Annotated in this window: 22 protein-coding genes; 7 read left to right on the top strand and 15 right to left on the bottom strand. The window is 72.0% G+C overall.

From position 1 onward, the window contains the following. The first annotated feature begins 21 nt into the window (after positions 1-21). Positions 22-771, top strand: a complete 750-nt coding sequence (locus HNR13_RS02070) for a formylglycine-generating enzyme family protein (protein WP_343063413.1) — start codon at positions 22-24, stop codon at positions 769-771. Positions 772-803: 32 nt separating this feature from the next. On the opposite strand, the gene fliN is transcribed toward HNR13_RS02070, so the two are convergent. Both fliN and HNR13_RS02060 read right to left on the bottom strand, forming a co-directional pair. After that, on the bottom strand, positions 804-1520 hold the full coding sequence (fliN, locus tag HNR13_RS02065; protein WP_179604211.1) for a flagellar motor switch protein FliN: 717 nt from the start codon (positions 1518-1520) through the stop codon (positions 804-806). A 3-nt stretch (positions 1521-1523) separates the two neighbouring features. Continuing rightward, the gene (locus HNR13_RS02060) at positions 1524-2399 is read right to left on the bottom strand and encodes a FliM/FliN family flagellar motor switch protein (RefSeq protein ID WP_179604210.1); all 876 of its coding nucleotides are present in this window, start codon (positions 2397-2399) and stop codon (positions 1524-1526) included. Between the two features lie 158 nt (positions 2400-2557). Here HNR13_RS02060 and HNR13_RS02055 point away from each other — a divergent pair, with 158 nt between their 5' ends. From HNR13_RS02055 to HNR13_RS02045, 3 genes are read left to right on the top strand one after another with little or no spacing between them, the layout of a single operon-like run. Next, positions 2558-2839 (top strand): flagellar FlbD family protein, encoded by a 282-nt coding sequence (locus HNR13_RS02055; protein ID WP_179604209.1) that lies wholly within the window; start codon positions 2558-2560, stop codon positions 2837-2839. A gap of 14 nt (positions 2840-2853) precedes the next feature. Then, positions 2854-3660 (top strand): motility protein A, encoded by an 807-nt coding sequence (locus tag HNR13_RS02050; RefSeq protein WP_179604208.1) that lies wholly within the window; start codon positions 2854-2856, stop codon positions 3658-3660. A 1-nt stretch (position 3661) separates the two neighbouring features. Continuing rightward, positions 3662-4477: a flagellar motor protein MotB gene (locus HNR13_RS02045; RefSeq protein WP_179604207.1), complete on the top strand. Its 816-nt coding sequence runs from the start codon at positions 3662-3664 to the stop codon at positions 4475-4477. 9 nt (positions 4478-4486) lie between these two features. Here the strand turns inward: HNR13_RS02045 and HNR13_RS02040 are convergent, their stop codons facing one another. After that, positions 4487-5236 (bottom strand): ABC transporter permease, encoded by a 750-nt coding sequence (locus HNR13_RS02040; RefSeq protein ID WP_179604206.1) that lies wholly within the window; start codon positions 5234-5236, stop codon positions 4487-4489. A 183-nt stretch (positions 5237-5419) separates the two neighbouring features. Between HNR13_RS02040 and HNR13_RS21800 the strand changes: the two genes are divergently transcribed. Next, entirely contained in the window at positions 5420-5545 is a 126-nt protein-coding gene (locus HNR13_RS21800; protein WP_281369268.1) for a hypothetical protein, read from the top strand. A gap of 25 nt (positions 5546-5570) precedes the next feature. On the opposite strand, the gene HNR13_RS02035 is transcribed toward HNR13_RS21800, so the two are convergent. Continuing rightward, a complete protein-coding gene (locus HNR13_RS02035; RefSeq protein WP_179604205.1) occupies positions 5571-5996 on the bottom strand; it encodes an ATP-binding protein in 426 nt (141 codons plus the stop codon). 434 nt (positions 5997-6430) lie between these two features. On the opposite strand from HNR13_RS02035, the gene HNR13_RS02030 reads away from it, so the two are divergent. Together HNR13_RS02030 and HNR13_RS02025 are read left to right on the top strand one after the other, a co-directional pair. Next, positions 6431-7042, top strand: a complete 612-nt coding sequence (locus tag HNR13_RS02030; protein WP_179604204.1) for a hypothetical protein — start codon at positions 6431-6433, stop codon at positions 7040-7042. Beyond that, the gene (locus HNR13_RS02025; protein ID WP_343063412.1) at positions 7012-7668 is read left to right on the top strand and encodes an RNA polymerase sigma factor; all 657 of its coding nucleotides are present in this window, start codon (positions 7012-7014) and stop codon (positions 7666-7668) included. Before HNR13_RS02030 ends, HNR13_RS02025 begins: the two co-directional genes overlap by 31 nt. Before the next feature lie 82 nt (positions 7669-7750). Here HNR13_RS02025 and HNR13_RS02020 read toward each other — a convergent pair whose 3' ends face one another. The 11 genes from HNR13_RS02020 to HNR13_RS01970 are packed head-to-tail and all read right to left on the bottom strand — an operon-like array spanning position 7751 to position 17400. Beyond that, positions 7751-8923 (bottom strand): flagellar hook protein FlgE, encoded by a 1173-nt coding sequence (locus HNR13_RS02020; protein ID WP_179604203.1) that lies wholly within the window; start codon positions 8921-8923, stop codon positions 7751-7753. 37 nt (positions 8924-8960) lie between these two features. Then, on the bottom strand, positions 8961-9398 hold the full coding sequence (locus HNR13_RS02015) for a flagellar hook capping FlgD N-terminal domain-containing protein (protein ID WP_179604202.1): 438 nt from the start codon (positions 9396-9398) through the stop codon (positions 8961-8963). A 16-nt stretch (positions 9399-9414) separates the two neighbouring features. Continuing rightward, positions 9415-10932: a flagellar hook-length control protein FliK gene (locus tag HNR13_RS21955; RefSeq protein WP_179604201.1), complete on the bottom strand. Its 1518-nt coding sequence runs from the start codon at positions 10930-10932 to the stop codon at positions 9415-9417. Further along, positions 10929-11723 (bottom strand): C40 family peptidase, encoded by a 795-nt coding sequence (locus HNR13_RS02005; protein WP_179604200.1) that lies wholly within the window; start codon positions 11721-11723, stop codon positions 10929-10931. Before HNR13_RS02005 ends, HNR13_RS21955 begins: the two co-directional genes overlap by 4 nt. Then, positions 11720-12166, bottom strand: coding sequence for a hypothetical protein (locus tag HNR13_RS02000; RefSeq protein WP_179604199.1), 447 nt, complete (start codon positions 12164-12166; stop codon positions 11720-11722). The genes HNR13_RS02005 and HNR13_RS02000 overlap by 4 nt, the downstream gene beginning before the upstream one ends. Beyond that, positions 12166-13494, bottom strand: coding sequence for a FliI/YscN family ATPase (locus tag HNR13_RS01995; RefSeq protein ID WP_179604198.1), 1329 nt, complete (start codon positions 13492-13494; stop codon positions 12166-12168). Before HNR13_RS01995 ends, HNR13_RS02000 begins: the two co-directional genes overlap by 1 nt. Next, on the bottom strand, positions 13491-14090 hold the full coding sequence (locus HNR13_RS01990; protein WP_179604197.1) for a FliH/SctL family protein: 600 nt from the start codon (positions 14088-14090) through the stop codon (positions 13491-13493). Before HNR13_RS01990 ends, HNR13_RS01995 begins: the two co-directional genes overlap by 4 nt. Then, entirely contained in the window at positions 14080-15099 is a 1020-nt protein-coding gene (gene fliG / locus HNR13_RS01985) for a flagellar motor switch protein FliG (RefSeq protein ID WP_179604196.1), read from the bottom strand. Before fliG ends, HNR13_RS01990 begins: the two co-directional genes overlap by 11 nt. After that, positions 15096-16694 carry a flagellar basal-body MS-ring/collar protein FliF gene (fliF, locus tag HNR13_RS01980; protein WP_179604195.1) on the bottom strand — a complete coding sequence of 533 codons (1599 nt, stop codon included), beginning with the start codon at positions 16692-16694 and terminating at the stop codon, positions 15096-15098. Before fliF ends, fliG begins: the two co-directional genes overlap by 4 nt. Then, positions 16694-17008 (bottom strand): flagellar hook-basal body complex protein FliE, encoded by a 315-nt coding sequence (gene fliE / locus HNR13_RS01975; protein ID WP_179604194.1) that lies wholly within the window; start codon positions 17006-17008, stop codon positions 16694-16696. The genes fliF and fliE overlap by 1 nt, the downstream gene beginning before the upstream one ends. After that, entirely contained in the window at positions 17008-17400 is a 393-nt protein-coding gene (locus HNR13_RS01970; RefSeq protein WP_179604193.1) for a flagellar basal body rod protein FlgC, read from the bottom strand. Before HNR13_RS01970 ends, fliE begins: the two co-directional genes overlap by 1 nt. Positions 17401-17406 lie beyond the last annotated feature (6 nt).

Below are 17406 nucleotides of genomic sequence, written 5' to 3'. Positions count from 1 at the left end.
CGGATGTGGCAGGGTGGGGGCGTGGAGGGTGCGGACATCGAGCTGGCGTACATCCCGCCCGGGGCCGTGCAGCTCCACGACGCACGGCTGAAGCGGCGCTGGACGGTCGAGCTGGAGTCCTTCGAGCTCGGCGTCTACCCGGTGACGGAGGAGCAGGTCGCCGAACTGATCGGCGAGCCCGCCGCGCACCCGCGCCGGCCGGCCACCGGGATCAGCTGGCTGCGCGCGATCCGGTTCTGCAACGCCGCGTCGGAGTGGGAGGGACTCGACCCGGCGTACTCCGTCGACGGCGAGGAGGTCACCTGGCACGTCGACTCCGACGGCTACCGCCTCCCCACCGAGGCGGAGTGGGAGTACGCCTGCCGCGCGGGCTCCACCGGCCCGCACTACGGCCCGTTGGCGGAGATCACCTGGACCAGCGCGGACGGCCTCGGGGCGCCGCACGACGTGGGCGGGCGGCTGCCCAATCTGAACGGCCTGTTCGACACGCTCGGGAACGTGTGGGAGTGGTGCTGGGACTACCTCGACCCCGCGCGCTACGACGACTACCGGGTGTTCCGCGGCGGCGGGTTCGCCGACGACGCCTGGAGCGTGCGGGCGTCCGTGCGGCGCGGCGGGTCCCCGCGGACGCAGCACGAGGACCTGGGTTTCCGGGTCGCGCGCGGCCGCTTCGACGCCGAGGGCGCAGCTCAGGGCTGGTCGGCGGAGGCCGACCGCGAGCGCGCGGCGCTGGAGTTCCCGCTCCCGCCCGGCTGGACCCCGCGGCGCTGAGTCGCGACGCCGCTGAGTCGCGATGCCGCGCGTCAGTCCAGGTCTTCGGCGGCGTCGAGGATCTTGGTGATGCGGACCGCGTAGTCCTGGTCGATCACGACGATCTCCCCGTGCGCGATCAGCCGGCCGTTGAGGAGCACGTCGGCGGGCGAGCCGGCCGAGCGGTCGAGCTCGATCACCGCGCCGGGCTCCATCGCGAGCACGTCCCGCACCGCCATCCTGGTGCGGCCGATCTCGACGGTGAGCGCCATCTCCACGTTGCTGATGCGCGCCAGCTTGCCGGCGATCGCCCCGCTCGTCGCGCGCTCCGGGATGCCGGCGCGGCCGCGCACCGCGAACCAGCCCGCCACGCCGCCGGGGCCGGACAGCTCGAACACGGTCGTGGCGGCGTCGCCGAAGAGCTCGGCCGCCTCCTCCATGCGGGCGTCGTCCAGCACGCCGGCGCCGAAGGTGTCGCTCGCCGCCTCGAGCGCCGGCTGCAGCACGTCCTGGAGCGCCACGACCGGCGCGCCCTCCGCGCCCTCGTCGACGAGCGACGGGGCCTCCAGCAGCACGACGCCGAGGTCCACGGAGGTGGCGCCGACGAAGGTCGCGACGACCGCGTTCGCGGTGAGGCCGGCGAATCCGTCCGCGGTGTGCAGCAGAGCGGTCAGCGGCGCCCCGGTGGGGAGCACGCCGGCGAGCGCCTCCGCGGCGGTCTGGGCCTGCGCGAGCGAGAGGGCGGTTCCGGATGCGATGGTCGGGCTCATGGGTCAGTCCTCTGTCTTGACGATGACGCACGCGAGCCGGGACCCGCTGGATCCCAGTGCGGCGCCGGCCACGGGGTGTCCCCCCACGGCGAGGTCGAACGGTCGGTGTTGCGGATGCGGCAGCGGCAGCAGGTCGCCGACGGCGAGCCCGAGCACGACGCTCGGCTTCACGACGGCGGGCGTCAGCCGCAGGGAGACGTCGACGGGCACCCGCGCGAGCTGGGCGTCCACCAGCTCGCGGGCGTTCTCGGCGCTCGAGGTCGGATTGGTCTCGCCCAGCTGCGCGAGCAGCACCGAGGCCGGAAGCGCCAGCGTCGCCGGCGCCGCGGACTCGCCCACCCGGAGCTGGAACCCGGCGACGATCATCAGCTCGGTCGTCGCCGCAGCCTGCGCGAACTGGGAGTTGTACTGGATGGCGTCCACCGAGATCGGCGTGACCAGGAGGCTGCCGAGCGAGTAGCGGAGGTCTTCCAGCGCGTCGTCCATGAGCTTGCGCACGAGGGCGTGCTCGATCTGGGTGAACGTCCGCTCCTCGGCGACGGGCACTCCCGAGCCGCCGAGCATGGCGTTCACCCACGACAGCGCGGCGACGGTCGGGAACTGGATGACGCCCTTCGGCGCCTGCCCCTCCAGCTCGCACAGCACCATCGCGGTCGTCGCGGGCAGCGAGGCCGCGTACTCGTCGTAGGTCTGCATCGCGACGCTCTCGCAGGTGACCTGGGACAGCACGCGCACCTTCGCGGTCAGCTGCGTCGCCCACTGCCGCGCGAACGTCTCGAACGCCAGCTCCAGCACGCGCGAGTGCTCGCGGGCGAGCGTGGTCGGCCGCCGGAAGTCGTACACCGGGAGATCCGGTGCGGGGGCCTGCAGGGTGGTCACGAGAGGGACTATCGGCCGGCGTCGGGGAAGCGTTAGGGATCGGGTCCGAGCACGGCGAATCCGCACCGATCCCTGCCGGTCCCCCTAACGACCGACCGGAGCGCGCCGATAGTGCCCCTGTGACGGCTCACCCGGAGCCGAGACCAGGATTCGCAGCCATGATCGTCGTCACCCGATTGAACGACAGCCAGTTCGCGGTCAACCCCGACCTCATCGAACGCATCCACGCGAGTCCGGACACCACGCTCGTGATGGTCGACGGTGCCAAGTTCATCGTCACCGAGTCGATGGCCGAGGTCATCGAGAAGATCGCCGCGTACCGTGCCAGGGTCATCGCGCTCGCGCACGACCTCCCCGCCTCGGGCCCCCGGCCCGTCCCCGCGCCTGTTCCCGACCAGGCCGCCGCCCCCGCCGTCCCGCTCCGGGCCAGGAAGAAGTAACGAGGAGACTCACCATGGATCCGGCAACGATCATCGGGATCGTCCTGGCCTTCGGCGCCGTCGTGGCGATGGTCACCATCGAGGGCGCCCACCTGACCTCATTGGTGCTGCCCGCGCCGATGGTTCTCGTCTTCGGCGCGACCATCGCCGTCGGCATCGCCAGCGGCACGCTCAAGGACTTCCTCACCGCGGTCAAGGCGCTCCCGCGCGCGTTCCGCGGCAAGATCGAGCCGCCGCAGAAGGTCATCGACCAGGTCGTCGGGCTCGCCGAGAAGGCGCGAGCCAACGGCCTGCTGGCGATGGAGCAGGAGGCCGACGGCATCGACGACCCGTTCCTCAAGCGCGCACTGCAGAACATCGCGGACGGCACCGACGGCGACGAGCTGCGCGTCCTGCTGGAGGACGAGATCGCGACGCGCTCGAAGTCCGACCGCGTCGCCGCGAAGTTCTTCTCCACCATGGGCGGCTACGCCCCGACCATCGGCATCATCGGCACGGTCGTGTCGCTGACCCACGTGCTGGAGAACCTGTCGAAGCCGGCCGAGCTGGGTCCGATGATCGCCAGCGCGTTCGTCGCGACGCTGTGGGGCCTGCTCTCGGCGAACTTCCTGTGGCTGCCGATCGGCAACCGGCTGCGCCGGCTCTCCGAGCTCGACGTCGACCGGATGACGCTGCTCATGGAGGGCGTGCTCGCCGTCCAGGCCGGCAGCCAGCCGCGCCTCCTCGGCGAGCGCCTGCGCGCGATGGTGCCGGGCGGCGACGGCGCGAAGCCCGCTAAGGCGCCCAAGGCCGTCCCCGCCCCGGAGAAGGAAGCGGCCTGACGTGTCCGCCCGCCGTCGCAAGCACGAGCCAGAGGAGGAGCACGAGAACGAGGAGCGCTGGATGGCCTCCTACATGGACATGGTCACCGTGCTCATGTGCATGTTCATCGTGCTGTTCGCGATGTCGACGGTGGACGCCAAGAAGTTCGAGCAGCTGAAGAACTCGCTCGCCACCGGCTTCGGCCAGGTGAAGACGGAGAAGGTCGACACGGCGACCGGCGTCGTGGTCCCCCCGGCGCACGTGAAGGACAACGGCTCGACGACCGACTTCGCGCTGGCCCAGCAGGAGGCGCAGAACCTGCAGAAGCTGAAGGACCGCATCCAGGCTAGCCTGACGCGGGACGGTCTGCAGAACGCGGTCCAGATGAAGATCGACGCGCGCGGGCTCACGATCGGCCTGGTCGGCAGCTCGACGTTCTTCGATTCGAACAAGGCGGACCTGAGCGCGACCGCCGTCCACGTCCTGGACGACATCGGCCCGGTGCTGGCGCCGGAGCAGTACCAGGTGTCGATCGAGGGCCACGCCGACTTCCGCCAGCCCGGCGCTCCCTTCCCGACGAACTGGGAGCTCTCCGCCGGGCGCGCGACGAGCGTGCTCCGGCGGCTGGTGGAGGCGGACGGCTTCCCCGCCGAGCGGATCGCCGCGGTCTCGTACGGCTCGGCCCGCCCGCTCGCGAACGCCACCGGCGCGACCGCGGAGGATCTGGCGGTCAACCGCCGCGTGGACGTGGTGGTGCTGTCCAGCCAGCCGGACCGGATCCGCGCGCTCATCCCGCAGGCGCTTCAGGCGACGACCGCGCCGGCCGCGGCCGGCTGAGCGCCCGCGCTACCGGAGCCGCGCGGGCCGCACCCGCACCGGCGCGAGCCAGGCGGCGACGATCACCGCGGTGATTGAGCCGGCGCACATGATCGCCGCGAGCACGACGACCTGGAACCGCCCGGCCTCCAGCGGCGAGACCCCGCCGAAGATGGCCCCGACGAACGCACCGGGCAGCGTGACGAGCCCGGTCGTCTTGGTCTGGTCGACCGAGGGGATGAGCGCGGAGTAGACCGCCGTGCGCGCCTGCTCGATCGTCGACTGCCGCGGGGAGGCGCCGAGCGCGAGCCAGCCCTCCACCTCGTCCCAGTGGTCGTCGACGGCCTCGGTGAACCTCCGCCCGGAGAGCGTGGCGATGCTCATCGAGTTGCCGATCACGATGCCGCCGATGGCGAGCGCGTACCGCGCGGTGAAGTCGATCGCCCCGGTGCTGAACACGATCGTGAAGGTCACGACGACGCCGGCCGCCATCGCGACGGCCATCATGGTCCCGTGGTCGACAGACCACCCGATCCGCCGCGTCGCGGTGCCGGCGGCGACGCCGAACATCACCAGGAGCGCGAGCGCCACCCACCACGGACTCGTGATGACCCCGGAGAGCACGACGCTGATGACGGCGAGCTGCGCAGCCCCGCGCAGGATGGCGAGCAGCGGCGCCCACCGATGCGGGACCCGGTACGCGCCGAGGACGGCCGTCGCCAGCAGCGCGAGAAGCGCGACCCCGAGGAGAGTGGGCGCGAGCTCGCGGACGATGGGCATCCTGAGATGCTACGCGGGGTGGGTGGGGTGAGGTTCGCGGGCGAGGCGAGGTCGGTGCGAGAAGTGCCGGAAATGTAGCGCGAGAACTGCCGGAAATGTAGCGCGAGAACTGCCGGAAATGTAGCGCGAGATCTTCCGGAAACGTAGCGCGAGAAGTGCCGGAAGTGTAGGGATGCCCGGCACTTGCTCTGGCTGAAGCAGCAGCTCGGCGATCAGCTCGCCGACATGATCATCGTCAACACCGGTTCGGCGGCCTACCGCCGGCAGGACGGCGTCGCTATCGTACCGCTCGCGCTCCTCGGCCCCTGAACGGCCGAGGAGTCGCCGCAGCGCCCTAGGAGCGGACGCCTGCACCTCCCAGCGCGCCGTCGAGAATGCGCCCTGCGACCTGCTCGGGCGAGCGACCCACCGTCGACACGAGTCTCGTCCTGCGCGTCAGCCACTCGGCGGTCTCGAAGTCGGCGAGGCGCCGGAGCCGCCACTCGGCGGCCGAGCTCTCGACCGTGTCGGCGCGGATCCGCTCCTCGAGCTCCGCGCGGCCCGCGACCAGCGTGACGGCCTCGACCCCGACGCCGCCGCGTGCGAGGCCGTCGACGATCTCGTCCCAGTACTCCTCGACGAGGACGGTCTGGGGCACGACGATCGTGCCGCCCACCGCATCGTGGATCGACAGCAGGGCGGCGACCACGAGCGCGCGCCAGGCCGGCCAGTCCTGGAAGTCGTCGACCGGCAGCTTCCGACGGAGGGGCGCCTCGAGCATCGCGCCGATCTACTCGGTGTCGAACACAGAGAAGTCCGGACGCGCCTCCAGCAGGGCGCGGACGGTGGTCGTCTTGCCCCCACCGAACGGCCCGTTCACCCACACGATCACGGTCCGACGCTAGCGGACGCCGCGAGAGCTTAACGCTTCTGGCGGGAACCATGGGGTGTCTCTACAGTCGCCGCGCCGTTCGGGTGTCTCACCCGCCGAGGACCGCGGTCGTCGCAAAGCCGTCCATCACTGTCTCGATAGATGAGGAGCCCGTCGCCGCCAGCCGAGGAACTGCGGCGGCTTCGCGGATGACGAAGTAGGCATCTCAACGGCTGCACCCGGGAGGACTCCGGATGGTCGAGGTGTCGCGTTCGAATATTTCTTGACGCTGATGCAACACTTTCACCGCGGCCGGCCATGAGCTAAGTGAACAGGGAGGCAATGTGGATGACCAGGAACTCGATCGCCGGCTCGCTCTCGGAGATCCGGCGAGATCCAACCCGGCGTCGCTGGACGTCGTGATCGACGAAGTGTTTGCCCAGCCGACGACCGCTCGACGCGTCCGCCGCAAGCGAGTCATCATAGGTGTCACTGCTGGCGTGATCGTGTTGGGTGGCGCCTTGGCGGCGTTCACCGACCTGGACACGTACCTGCTGTCCGTCCCGCCTTTCGAGACACTCGACGAAGGGACGGTCAGGACCGCTGAGGGCCTTTCGTACATTCCGGTGGGTCCAACCGATCATGGCGAGCAGTGCAAGATCTGGGTGGACTTCGGCGGGCTCACTCCAGAACAAACAACAGCGGTGAACAGCTACTGGTCACATGCCGACCCTGCAGAGTTCGCGGCACGGGTGAACGCGCGCATCCAGGCTTTTCCTGCCAGCGACGCGACCGAAGGAGACGCGAAGCAGGCACAACTACTCGACGACTTCGGACGCATAGTTCCCGGACTCACCTGGGGCACTCCCCCTCCGGGCCATCCTTGGGCGGCCGGAGAACCGCACCTGACGTCCTTCAGCACGGTGTGCTCCGACGATATGAAGGCATCCCAGTGAGTGCAGCCCTGACCTCAGCAGCGTCCGGGAAAGCGGCACAGGCGCGGGCGGAGGAGGTAATCAGACGGGAAGCGCCCGCCCTCGTGGCGTACTTCGAACGCCGAACCCCGCCTTCAGACGCACCCGATCTGCTGGGTGAGACACTGCTTGTGGCGTGGCGCCGGGCTGCTTCCCTGCCAGCCGACGACCAGGCTGCACGGATGTGGCTGTTCGGAGTGGCTCGCCGCGTACTCTCGACCTACCATCGCGGCAACATTCGACGCCATGCTCTCGCCGAGCGGCTGCGCATGGAACGCGAGGCAGCTCCCGCCGCCTCGCCACACGACAGTGAACTCTCCCTCGCGCTGGCAGAACTTGCTCCCATCGACTCGGAAATCATCCGGCTCCTACATTGGGACGGGTTCACATTGCTGGAGATCGCTCAACACCTCGGTCGCCCGGCCGGAACGATCCGTAGCCGTTACAGCAGAGCTCGAACTGCTCTGCGGGCTCGGCTCGAGGAGGGAACGCCCTCGTCGGGCAGCGATCGATTCTCTGAGGTTGCCCCGCTCACATCAGGCGAGTCGAACGACGCTGAAGGAACAGCGGGTCTGCGCCACTCTGGCAGCGTCTCCAGCGGGACGTAGGCAAGACAGAAGGGCTTCCGGCGTTCACCGAAAGCCCCCTGTTGAATAGCCAGCCTAAGAGACAGTTAAGAGTCCCGACCTTTCAGCGCTTCAGGTTCGTCAACTCCTGCAGCACCTCGTCCGATGTGGTGATGATGCGGGCGTTCGCCTGGAAGCCGCGCTGGGCGACGATCAGGTTGGTGAACTCCTGCGACAGGTCCACGTTCGACATCTCCAGGGAGCCGCCCTGGAGGGAGCCGAGGCCGTCCTGGCCGGGGGCGCCGAGCTGGGCCGCGCCGGAGTTGACGGTCGCCCGGTACTCCGAGCCGCCCGCCTTCTCCAGGCCGCCGGGGTTGACGAAGGTGGCCAGGGCGATGCGGCCGACGGCCTGCTTGTCGCCGTTCGAGAACAGGCCGATGATCGTGCCGTCCTTGGAGAGCGAGAACGACTGGAGCGTGCCGGCCGCGCTGCCGTTCTGGTCCTTGAACGCCACCGTCGTGAGGCCCGCGTAGCCGGTCACCGTGGACAGGTCCACGTTCACCCCGCCGACCGCGAGGGTGCCGCCGCCGGTCAGCACGCCGTTGGTGAAGGCGAGCGTGCCGTTGGCCGTGGCCCCGTTGGCGTCGGCGCCGGCGACGTCCCAGCCGGCGGCGGTCTTGGTGAAGGTGAGCGTCAGCTTCCGCGCGGCGCCGGTGGCGTCGTACACCGACACGTCGCGCACGAGCGAGTCGCCGGTCGCGGCGTCCGACGGGAGATTGCCGTTGACCGTGCCGGCCGTGGTCGCGGTGGCCGGGGTGACCGCCTTCAGCGGGATGGTGACGTCGCTGAGCGCGCCGCCCTGCTGGATGACGCCGTTGACCGCGTTCCAGCCCTGCAGGATCGCCCCGCCCGGGCCGACCAGCCGGCCGAGGGCGTCCGGGTCGAACGAGCCGGCGCGCGTGTAGACCGTCTCGCCGCCGGACTTGGTGACGAAGAAGCCGTCGCCGTTGATCATCATGTCGGTCGAGCGGCCGGTCGCCTGCGCGGCGCCCTGGGTGAAGTTGGTGGAGATCCCGGCGACCAGCACGCCGAGGCCGATCTGGGCCGGGTTGGTGCCGCCGGCCTGCGCGCCGGGGCCGGTGGCGCCCTGCACGAGCTGGGAAAGGGTGTCCTGGAACTGCACGGCCGAGCCCTTGAAGGCGGTCGTGTTGACGTTGGCGATGTTGTTGCCGGTGACGTCGAGCATGGTCTGGTGCGAGCGGAGGCCGGAGATTCCGGAGTAGAGGGAGCGGAGCATGATGCTGCCTTTCTGTGAGAAGTCGTCGGTGGCGGGGTCAGGCGGTCGTCGCCGGGGTGACCACGCCGAGGATGGAGTCGAGGTTGATCTTCTGGTCGCCGACGCTGACGATCGGGACCGGCCCGGCGTACGAGACGGAGGACGCGAGACCGGTCTGGGTGTCGCCGTTCTTGTCGAGGTAGCTGACGGTGTGCCCGATCAGGGCGGCGGCGGAGGTGCGCATCTGCAGCGCGAAGCTCTCCTGGTTGGTGGAGTCCAGGCTCGTGAGCTTCTCCATCATGGCGAGCTGCGTGGTCTGCGAGATCATCTGGTTGGTGTCCATCGGCGAGCTCGGGTCCTGGTTGCGCAGCTGCGTGACTAGCAGCTGCATGAACGCCTCGCTGTCGAGCGACTGCTTGGGCGTCCTGGTCGGCGGCGTGGAGTAGATGCCGCTGGTGGACGTTGAGTCGGTTCCGGTGACGGGGTCGACGGCCACGGTGGCTCCTTTCGGTCTAGACGATGAGGTCGATCGAGTGGGCGGACCCGTCGGGAGCGGGGCGGATGCGGTCGGCGGCGGTCTCCGGACCGTCGCCGCGGGAGGAGGACGAGCGTCCGTCCGGCGCCCGTCGCCCGTCGGACGCGGCGCGCCCATCCGGGGTCTGGCCGCCGGGCTGTCCCGCCTGGCCCGGCTGGTGCTGCGGGGCGGGCTGGTTCTGCGACGAGAGGTCGAGCGTGCCGGTCAGGCCGGTGCTGCCCAGGTCCCGCCGGAGGTCGGGGAGGATCGCGCGCAGCGCGTCGCGGCCGGCGTCCGTCGGGGCGAACAACTCGACCCGCACACCCTCCGCGCCGACGTGCGCGCGGACGGTGACCGGCCCCAGGTTGTCCGGGGTGACGTGGACGGTCATGACGTGCTCGCCCCGGCCGGCGGCCGCGAGGGTGAACACCGGGCGCGCCAGCTGCGTGTTGAGGGTCTGCGCGTTCGGGGTCTGCGAGGTGGAGGCCGCGGTGGCGGAGGCGGGAACGCTGGAGGCGGTGATGGTCGGCGCCACCGGGGCCGGCGGGACGGCCGAGGCGACTGTGGCCGGCGCGGACGTCGGCACGGGGTCGGCTGCGGCTGCTTCCGGTGCGGTCTGGCCCGTTCCCGGCCTGTCTTGCGCGCCGGCGGCGAAGCCCGCGGCGACGACCGGTCGCGCGGTCGCGGCGGCGGCGGTTTCCGCTGCGGGCGCCGAGGCCGCGGGCAGCGCCGGCGCCTCCTGGAGAGCGGCGGGACGAGCGGGGCGGCCCGGCTGCGGGGCGGCAGCGGGCTCGACGGCGACGGCGGCGCTGTCGGTCGCCGCCTGCGCTGCGGGGGCGCCCGCGGACGCCGGCGCGATCACGACCGGGACCGCTGCCGCCGGCGCAGCTTCAGGCGCCGGAGACGCGGCGGGAGCGGCCGGAGCGCTGGCGAGGGACGCCGGTGCGGCCGCCTTCGGAGTGAGCGGCACGGCCTGCGGACCGGCCGGGACCACCGGCGCCGAGACCGCGCTCGGCACGGTCGCCGCCGCCGTCGCGACAGGAGGAAGCGGTGCCGACCCCGTGCCGGACGGCGACGGGCTCGCGGCCGTCGGCGCGGCCGTGCTGGACGCGACAGCGCCCGCACCCGCGGCGGCGGGCGCGTTCAGCGCGGTCTGCGCGGCGGCGGCGAGCGCCTGGGCGGGATCGGAGGCGACGACCGGTGCGGCGTCGGCCGACGGCCCCGTTGCGGAGGCCGTGGCCGCAGTGGCGTCGACGGCCTTCTCGTCCGGTCGTCCCGTGCTCCCCGCATCGGTCCGCTGCCCGGTCTCGCGGTGCACGCGGTCGCCGCTGCCCGCGTTCGGCCTCCGGGCGTGCGCACCGTTGTCGCGGGCGGCCGGTGCGGAGTCGGCGTGCGCGTTCGACGCGCCGGTGAGGAACGCCTCGAACGCTTCTCCTCCCCCGGCCTTCGCGCGCGTCCCGCCCGCGGGCTGCGCGGGCGCGGACACGGCCGGCGCCGTCACGGTCCCCGGGGTCACTGCAAGCCTCCCTGCAGGAGCGAGGCGAACATCGCGCGCAGCATGTCCGCCTGCGACGACGCGGCCGACGTCCCGCCGGAGGAGGCCAGGCCAGAGAGCCCGGACAGGCCAGAGAGTCCGGCCAGGCCAGAGAGCCCGGACAGGCCAGAGAGCCCGGACAGACCCGACACCCCCGACATCCCCGCCAACGCCGCCGACAGCGCCGACGCCGACGTGCCTGCGGGCGCCGCGGTCGCCTGCGGCACGATCCGCCGGATCGTCACGATGTCGGAGTCCTTCATCCAGTTGTCGACCAGGCTGACGTTGCGGCCCTCGCTCGGCGCGTGGATGACCTTGCCGTTCCCGGCGTAGATGACGATGTGCTCGCCGCCGTTGGTCACGATCAGGTCGCCCGGCTGGGCCTGCGCGAGCGACGGCACCTCGGTGCCCATCTTCCCCTGGCCGGAAACGAGGCGCGGGAGGTCGATCCCGAGGTCCTTGTAGACGCGCTGCACGAGCCCGGAGCAGTCCAGCCCGGAGGAGCTGGTGCCGCCGAACACGTACGGGACGCCGAGGTACTTCTTCGCGTCGGCGACGACGTCCGCGCCGGTCACCGTCCCGGTGGAGCCGGTCGAACCGACCCCTGTGCTGCCGAGCGCGCCGGCGAGCGCGTTCGCGAAGTCCGCGGACGTCGTGTTCGACGTGGCCGCGGCGGTCGCGGTGGAGGCCGGCGCCGTCGTCCCGACGCCGTCGAGCTGTGCGATGGTCGCCTGGATCTGGGCGATCCGGCCGATCGCGTCCGTGACGGTCATGCTTCGTCCCTTCCCTCTGCGGCGGATCGCTCGCGCAGCCACGCGCCGGTCGCGATCTCGTCGATCGCCGCCTGCTCCGCCCCGAGCTCGCCCGCGACGACCTCCGCCTGGTGCCGCGCCTCGAGCTTCTCGAGCCCGACCGCGCGCTTCTTCGCCTCGGTGAACGCCTGCTGCGCCTCGGCGGCCTCCGCGTCGGCGCGCTCGGTCAGCACGGCCAGGTCGGCGAGCATGCTGCGCGAGGAGGCGCGGGCCGCGGCGAGCGCGAACATCGTCCCCGCGTCCGTGGCCTCCGCCGGCACGGCGTGCAGGGCGGCGATCGCGCGCACCTGGCGGTCCTGCACGTCGCGGCGCAGCGCGTTGGCCGCGGCGAGGTCGCTTGCGGCGTGGTCCTTCTCGATCTGCCGGAGCCTCAGCAGTCCGGCCAGCGGGAACGTCCGTGCCATCACACCACCCCTGTCCCGGCGGCGGGCATTGCCGCCACCAGCTCGCCCAGTCGCGCCCAGCCGTCCGCGAACGCGGAGGGCTCGCCGATCCCCTGTCGCAGGAACCGGTTGATCGCGTCCTCGTTGGCCACGGCCGCGTCCACCCGCGGGTTGGTGCCCGGCTTGTACGCGCCGACGTCCAGCAGGTCCTGCGCGGCCACCTTGGCGGCGAGGATGCCGCGCAGCGCCGTCGCGGTGGCCCGCTGCTCCGGCGTGGTCACCCGGGAGGCCAGCCGCGAGATCGAGCCGAGCACGTCGACGGACGGGAAGTGGCCGACGACGGACAGCCTCCGGTCGAGGACGACGTGCCCGTCCAGGATGCTGCGCGCCGCGTCGGCGATCGGCTCGTTGTGGTCGTCGCCGTCCACGAGCACCGTGTAGAGGCCGGTGATCGAGCCGGTCTCCCCGGTCCCCGCCCGCTCCAGCAGCTGCGCGAGCAGCGAGAAGGTCGACGGCGGGTAGCCGCGGGTCGCCGGCGGCTCGCCCGCCGAGAGGCCGATCTCGCGCTGCGCCATCGCGACGCGGGTGAGCGAGTCCATCATGAGCACGACGTCGCGGCCCTGGTCGCGGAACGACTCCGCGATGCGGGTGGCGGCGAACGCGGCGCGGAGACGCATCACGGCCGGCTCGTCGGAAGTCGCGACGACGACGACCGAGCGTGCCAGGCCGGCCGGCCCGAGGTCGTCCTCGAGGAACTCGCGGACCTCGCGCCCGCGCTCCCCCACCAGCGCGATGACCGAGACGGCCGCGTCGGTCCCCCGCGCGATCATCGACAGCAGCGAGGACTTGCCGACGCCCGAACCCGCGAACAGGCCGAGGCGCTGGCCGCGGCCGACCGTGACGAGGGTGTCGAGCACCCGCACGCCGAGGCCGAGCGGGCTGTGGATGCGCGCGCGCCGCATGGCGTCCGGCGCGCGGTTGTCGAGCGTGACGAAGCCGTCCGGCGCGATCGGGCCGCGGCCGTCGACCGGGCGGCCGAGAGCGTCGACGACCCGGCCGAGCATCCCGTCACCGGTGGGGACGAGCAGCGGGCTGCGGACCGCGCGCACCGGGGCGCCGGCCGCGATCCCGGTCAGGCGCCCGTAGGGCATGACCTTCGCACCTCCGGAGGTCGTGGCCACGACCTCCGCGTGCACGCCGTCCCCCTCGCCGATCACGACGAGGTCGCCGATCGCCGCGCGGACCCCCTCGATCTCGGCGCCCAGCCCGACCACCGCGGTCACCCGGCCGACACGCTCGACCGCGGCGGCGCGCACCGCACTCCCCCAGCTCGCCAGCGCCGCGGTCATCGCAGCGCCTCCTTCGCCCGGTCGAGCGCGGAGCGGATCCGCGCGTCGAGCCAGCCGGCCGGCAGCTCCGCGATGGCGTCGCCGGGGGCCAACGACGGATCGGGCACCGTCGTCACCCCTCCGAGCGCACCGTGCGTCGTCGCGAGCAGGGCCAGGTCGCCGGGGTTCAGCCGGATCGCCGCCACCTCGCCGGCCGGAGCCTCGGCGAACACGCGGCCGACGGCCGCCCGAGCCGCCGCCAGCCGGTCGGCGAGCACGGTGCCCACCACCGCCTCCGCCAGCTCGAACGCCGCGGCGACCAGCGCACCCTCCACGTCGGCGAGCACCGGGACCGTCGCTTCGCGCAGCTCCACCGTCGCCCCCTGCAGCGCGCGCGTCAGCACCGCGACGCGGTCGGCGGCCTCGGCGGCCTCCGCGGCGCGGACCGCCTCGGCGTCGGCCAGCCAGCCGGCCTGCTCCTCGGCCGCCTGCCGCCGTCCGTCGGCGTACCCCGCCGCGAACCCGCGCGCCCGGGCGGCATCCGCCACGGCGTGCTGGGTCTCCGTCTCCGCGAGCACGGGGACGGTCAGCGGAGCGAACGCGACGTCATTCGACATACGCGTCCTCGTCCCCGCGCTGCACGGTGATGGTGCCGGCGGCCTCCAGGTCGCGGATGGCGCGGACGATCGACGCGCGGGCGTCCTCCACCTGCGACAGGCGCACCGGGCCGAGGATGCGGATCTCGTCCTCGAGGATCTCGCGGTTGCGCTCGGACAGGTTCTGGGTGATGACCGCGGTGACGGCCTCCGTCGCGCCCTTCGTCGCGACCGCGAGCACCGCGGCGTCGACGCCGCGCAGCACCTGCTGCACGTCGCGCGGGTCGAGCCGCACGATGTCGTCGAAGGTGAGCATCCGGGAGCGGACCTCCTCGGCGAGCGCCGGGTCCCGCTGCTCCAGGGCCTCCAGCAGCGCCTTCTCGGTGGCCGCGTCCGCGCGGTTGATGATGTCCACCAGCGGCTGCACTCCCCCGACCGAGTCGGAGGCCGTGCGCGCCGAGACCACGGCGCTCGCGCGCTGCTTGAGGGTGTCGGCGACGACCCGCACGGCGTCGGGGCTCGGGGAGCCCATCGTCGCGATCGCGTGCGCGACCTCGGTGCGCGCGTCGTCGTCCAGCCCGGCGAGCACGCGGGAGGCGTGGTCGGCCCGCAGGTGCGCGAGCACGAGCGCGCTGGTCTGCGGCAACTCCCCCGCGAGCAGCATTTGGACCTGAGCCGGCTCGACCGCGTCGAGGAACTCGAACTGCTTGCCCGCCATCGACGACGCGACCCGGTTCATCACGCCGGTCGCCCGCTCGGCGCCGAACGAGGCCTCCAGCAGGCCGACGGCGATGTCGCGGCCGCCGCGCGTGCTCACGCCGCCGCGGGCGGTCAAGTCGTGGAACTCGCTGAGCGCCTTCTCGGCGACGGAGGGGTCGACCCGGCGCAGCCGGAGGATCTCCGCGGTGATCTCGTCAGCCTCCTCGTCGGAGAACTGCTTCATCACCTGGGCGGCGCGGTGCTGATCCATGTTCATCAGCACGACGGCGACCTTCTGGGGGCCGGTCAGCGGGGTCTTCGTGTCGTTCATACGCCGGCCCGGTCCTCCATCAGGCTGCGCAGGAACTCAGCGGTCTTCTGCGGGTCGCGCTCGGCGAGGGCCTCGATCTCCTGGCGGCGGCGCTCGGCCTCGAGCTCGGGCGCGGTCGGGTCCGGCAGCGGGTCGAGTTGCATCGGGACCGTCGGCGGCGCCGGGTCGAGCGCGACCGGGAACGGCGAGGCCTCCATCGCCAGCGACTCGGCGCGCTCGGCCTCCAGCTCGGCGTCCTCGGCGGCGCGCTTCCTGCTGCGGCGGAACAGCGCGAACGCGATGATCGCGGCCGCGACGATGGCGGCGCCGATAATGGAGCTGCGGATGATGCCGGTGAGCTGGTCGGCGGCGGCGGCGTCCTTGGCCTCCTGGATCGCCTTGGCCGCCTCGGTCGCTCCGGTCTTGCTGAACGGCACCAGCTGGACGCTGACCGAGTCGCCGCGCGCGGTATTGATGCCGGCTGCGGCGTTCACCATGTTGCGGAGCTCGTTCGCGCTGACATTGCTCACGGCGTCCGAGTTCACCGCGACCGAGACGGTCTGCCGGGTGACGGCGCCGGCCGGGATGGTGCGCTGCTCCGTGACCTTGTCGACCGCGTTGTCCTTGGTGCTGGACTCGGAGTTGAAAGTTCCGTTGCCGCTGCTGCCGTTCGGGACCGCGATGTTGTCGGGGCCGAGCACCCCGGCCGCCGAGCCGCCGGAGCCGGTGTAGGTCTCCTTCTGGGTGGTCTCGCTGGTCGCGGGCGCGTTGGTCGGCGTCGTGTACTGCTCGGTGGTGCGCTGCGCCGACTCGTTGCTGACGTCGGCCGCGACGGCGACGGTGGCGTTCCCGGCGCCGACGACCTTGTCGAGCATGTCCTGCACAGCGGTCTTCACGCGCGACTCGTAGTCGTTGGCCTGCTTGTCCGCTCCCCCGGTCGCACCGGCGCCGACCGTGCTGAGGACGTTTCCATTGGCGTCGACGACCGAGACGTCGGTCGGCTGCATGCCGGTGACCGCGGCGCTGGTGAGGTGCACGATCGCCTGGACCTGATCGGAGCTCAGGGTGACGCCGGCCTGCGGCTCGATGAAGACGGACGCGGTCGGGTCCTGCTTCTGCGAGGTGAACACCGTGTCTGCAGGGATGGCGAGGCGGACGGACGCCGTCTTGACGCCCTTCATGGCGGAGATCGTGTTGGCCAGCTCGCCCTCCATCGCCCGCTTGTAGGTGACGGACTGCTGGAACTCCGAGGAGGTGACGCCCATCTTGTCGAGCAGCGAGTAGCCGTTGGTGGTGGAGGTCGGCAGGCCCGCCGACGCCGCCTTCAGGCGCTCGTCGTAGACCTTCTCCTGGGGCACCAGGATGGTCCCACCCCCGTCGGTGAGCTGGTACGGGACGCCGTCGGTGCGCAGCTGGTCGACGATCGCCGAGGCGTCGGCGGCCTGCAGCCCGGAGAACAGCGGGGTGTACGAGGGCTGCGACGCCCACATCGCCAGGCCGGCCGCGCCGAGCCCGATCACGGCAACGCCGATGACGGCGATGACCCGCTGGGCCACGCTGAACCCGCGGATCGTGTCGCCGAGCCGCCGGAAGAAGCTCGTCACCTGCTGGGGCATCAGGCCTGCATCCTCATGATCTCGTTGAAGGCGTCGACGGCCTTGTTGCGGACGCCCGCGACCAGCTCGAGCGTGACCTGGGCACGGGTGGAGGCGATGGTCGCGTTGTGGATGTCGTCCAGGTTGCCGGTGACGGCCTTGATGGCGAGCGAGTCGCTGGTGCCCTGGAGCTGCTGGAGGTTGTCGACGGCGCCGGTGAGGGCGTCGCCGAACGAGGCGCCGCCGCTTCCCGACACGGAGTTCGCGGAGGTGGTGCCGGCGATGCCGGAGGTCGCGCCGATCGATCCGATCGCGCCGATCGCGCCGACGGGCATCAGTTCCTCCCGATCTGGAGGGCGGCCTGGTAGCTCTCCTTGGCGCGGTCCACCACGGCGGCGTTCGCCTGGTACCCGCGCTGCGCCATGATGAGCGCGCCCATCTGCTCGGAGAGGTCGATGTCCGGGTAGCGCACGTAGCCCTTGGCGTCGGCGACGGGGTTGTCCGGCTCGTAGACCAGCCGGCCGACCGCGCTGCCGTAGGCGGCGCCCGCGACGTAGGCCCCGGAGACGCCCTCCCCCTCCTGCGCGACGATGTAGCGGGCCTGGAAGGCCGCGCCGCTCGTGGGCTTCGCCGTGTTGATGTTGGCCATGTTGTCCGAGATCGCGTCCAGCCACTTGCGGTGCAGGGTCAATCCGGTGCCGGCGATGCCGATGGCGTCGAATGTCATCGTGTG

Origin of the sequence: Leifsonia shinshuensis (assembly GCF_013410375.1) — a bacterium.
In the GTDB taxonomy this organism is placed as follows: domain Bacteria; phylum Actinomycetota; class Actinomycetes; order Actinomycetales; family Microbacteriaceae; genus Leifsonia; species Leifsonia shinshuensis.
Note: the sequence above shows the minus strand (reverse complement) of the source record. Positions and strands in the feature narration are given on the sequence as shown.

Excerpts from the sequence above, each read along its gene's own strand:
- HNR13_RS02040 (WP_179604206.1), bottom strand. The coding sequence starts at position 5,236 with ATGCCCATCGTCCGCGAGCTCGCGCCCACTCTCCTCGGGGTCGCGCTT.
- HNR13_RS01990 (WP_179604197.1), bottom strand. The coding sequence starts at position 14,090 with ATGTCGAATGACGTCGCGTTCGCTCCGCTGACCGTCCCCGTGCTCGCG.
- HNR13_RS02020 (WP_179604203.1), bottom strand. The coding sequence starts at position 8,923 with ATGCTCCGCTCCCTCTACTCCGGAATCTCCGGCCTCCGCTCGCACCAG.
- fliN (WP_179604211.1), bottom strand. The coding sequence starts at position 1,520 with ATGAGCCCGACCATCGCATCCGGAACCGCCCTCTCGCTCGCGCAGGCC.
- HNR13_RS01995 (WP_179604198.1), bottom strand. The coding sequence starts at position 13,494 with ATGACCGCGGCGCTGGCGAGCTGGGGGAGTGCGGTGCGCGCCGCCGCG.
- HNR13_RS02035 (WP_179604205.1), bottom strand. The coding sequence starts at position 5,996 with ATGCTCGAGGCGCCCCTCCGTCGGAAGCTGCCGGTCGACGACTTCCAG.
- HNR13_RS02055 (WP_179604209.1), top strand. The coding sequence starts at position 2,558 with ATGATCGTCGTCACCCGATTGAACGACAGCCAGTTCGCGGTCAACCCC.
- HNR13_RS02000 (WP_179604199.1), bottom strand. The coding sequence starts at position 12,166 with ATGGCACGGACGTTCCCGCTGGCCGGACTGCTGAGGCTCCGGCAGATC.
- fliE (WP_179604194.1), bottom strand. The coding sequence starts at position 17,008 with ATGCCCGTCGGCGCGATCGGCGCGATCGGATCGATCGGCGCGACCTCC.
- HNR13_RS02005 (WP_179604200.1), bottom strand. The coding sequence starts at position 11,723 with ATGACCGTCACGGACGCGATCGGCCGGATCGCCCAGATCCAGGCGACC.
- HNR13_RS01970 (WP_179604193.1), bottom strand. The coding sequence starts at position 17,400 with ATGACATTCGACGCCATCGGCATCGCCGGCACCGGATTGACCCTGCAC.
- HNR13_RS02050 (WP_179604208.1), top strand. The coding sequence starts at position 2,854 with ATGGATCCGGCAACGATCATCGGGATCGTCCTGGCCTTCGGCGCCGTC.
- fliF (WP_179604195.1), bottom strand. The coding sequence starts at position 16,694 with ATGCCCCAGCAGGTGACGAGCTTCTTCCGGCGGCTCGGCGACACGATC.
- fliG (WP_179604196.1), bottom strand. The coding sequence starts at position 15,099 with ATGAACGACACGAAGACCCCGCTGACCGGCCCCCAGAAGGTCGCCGTC.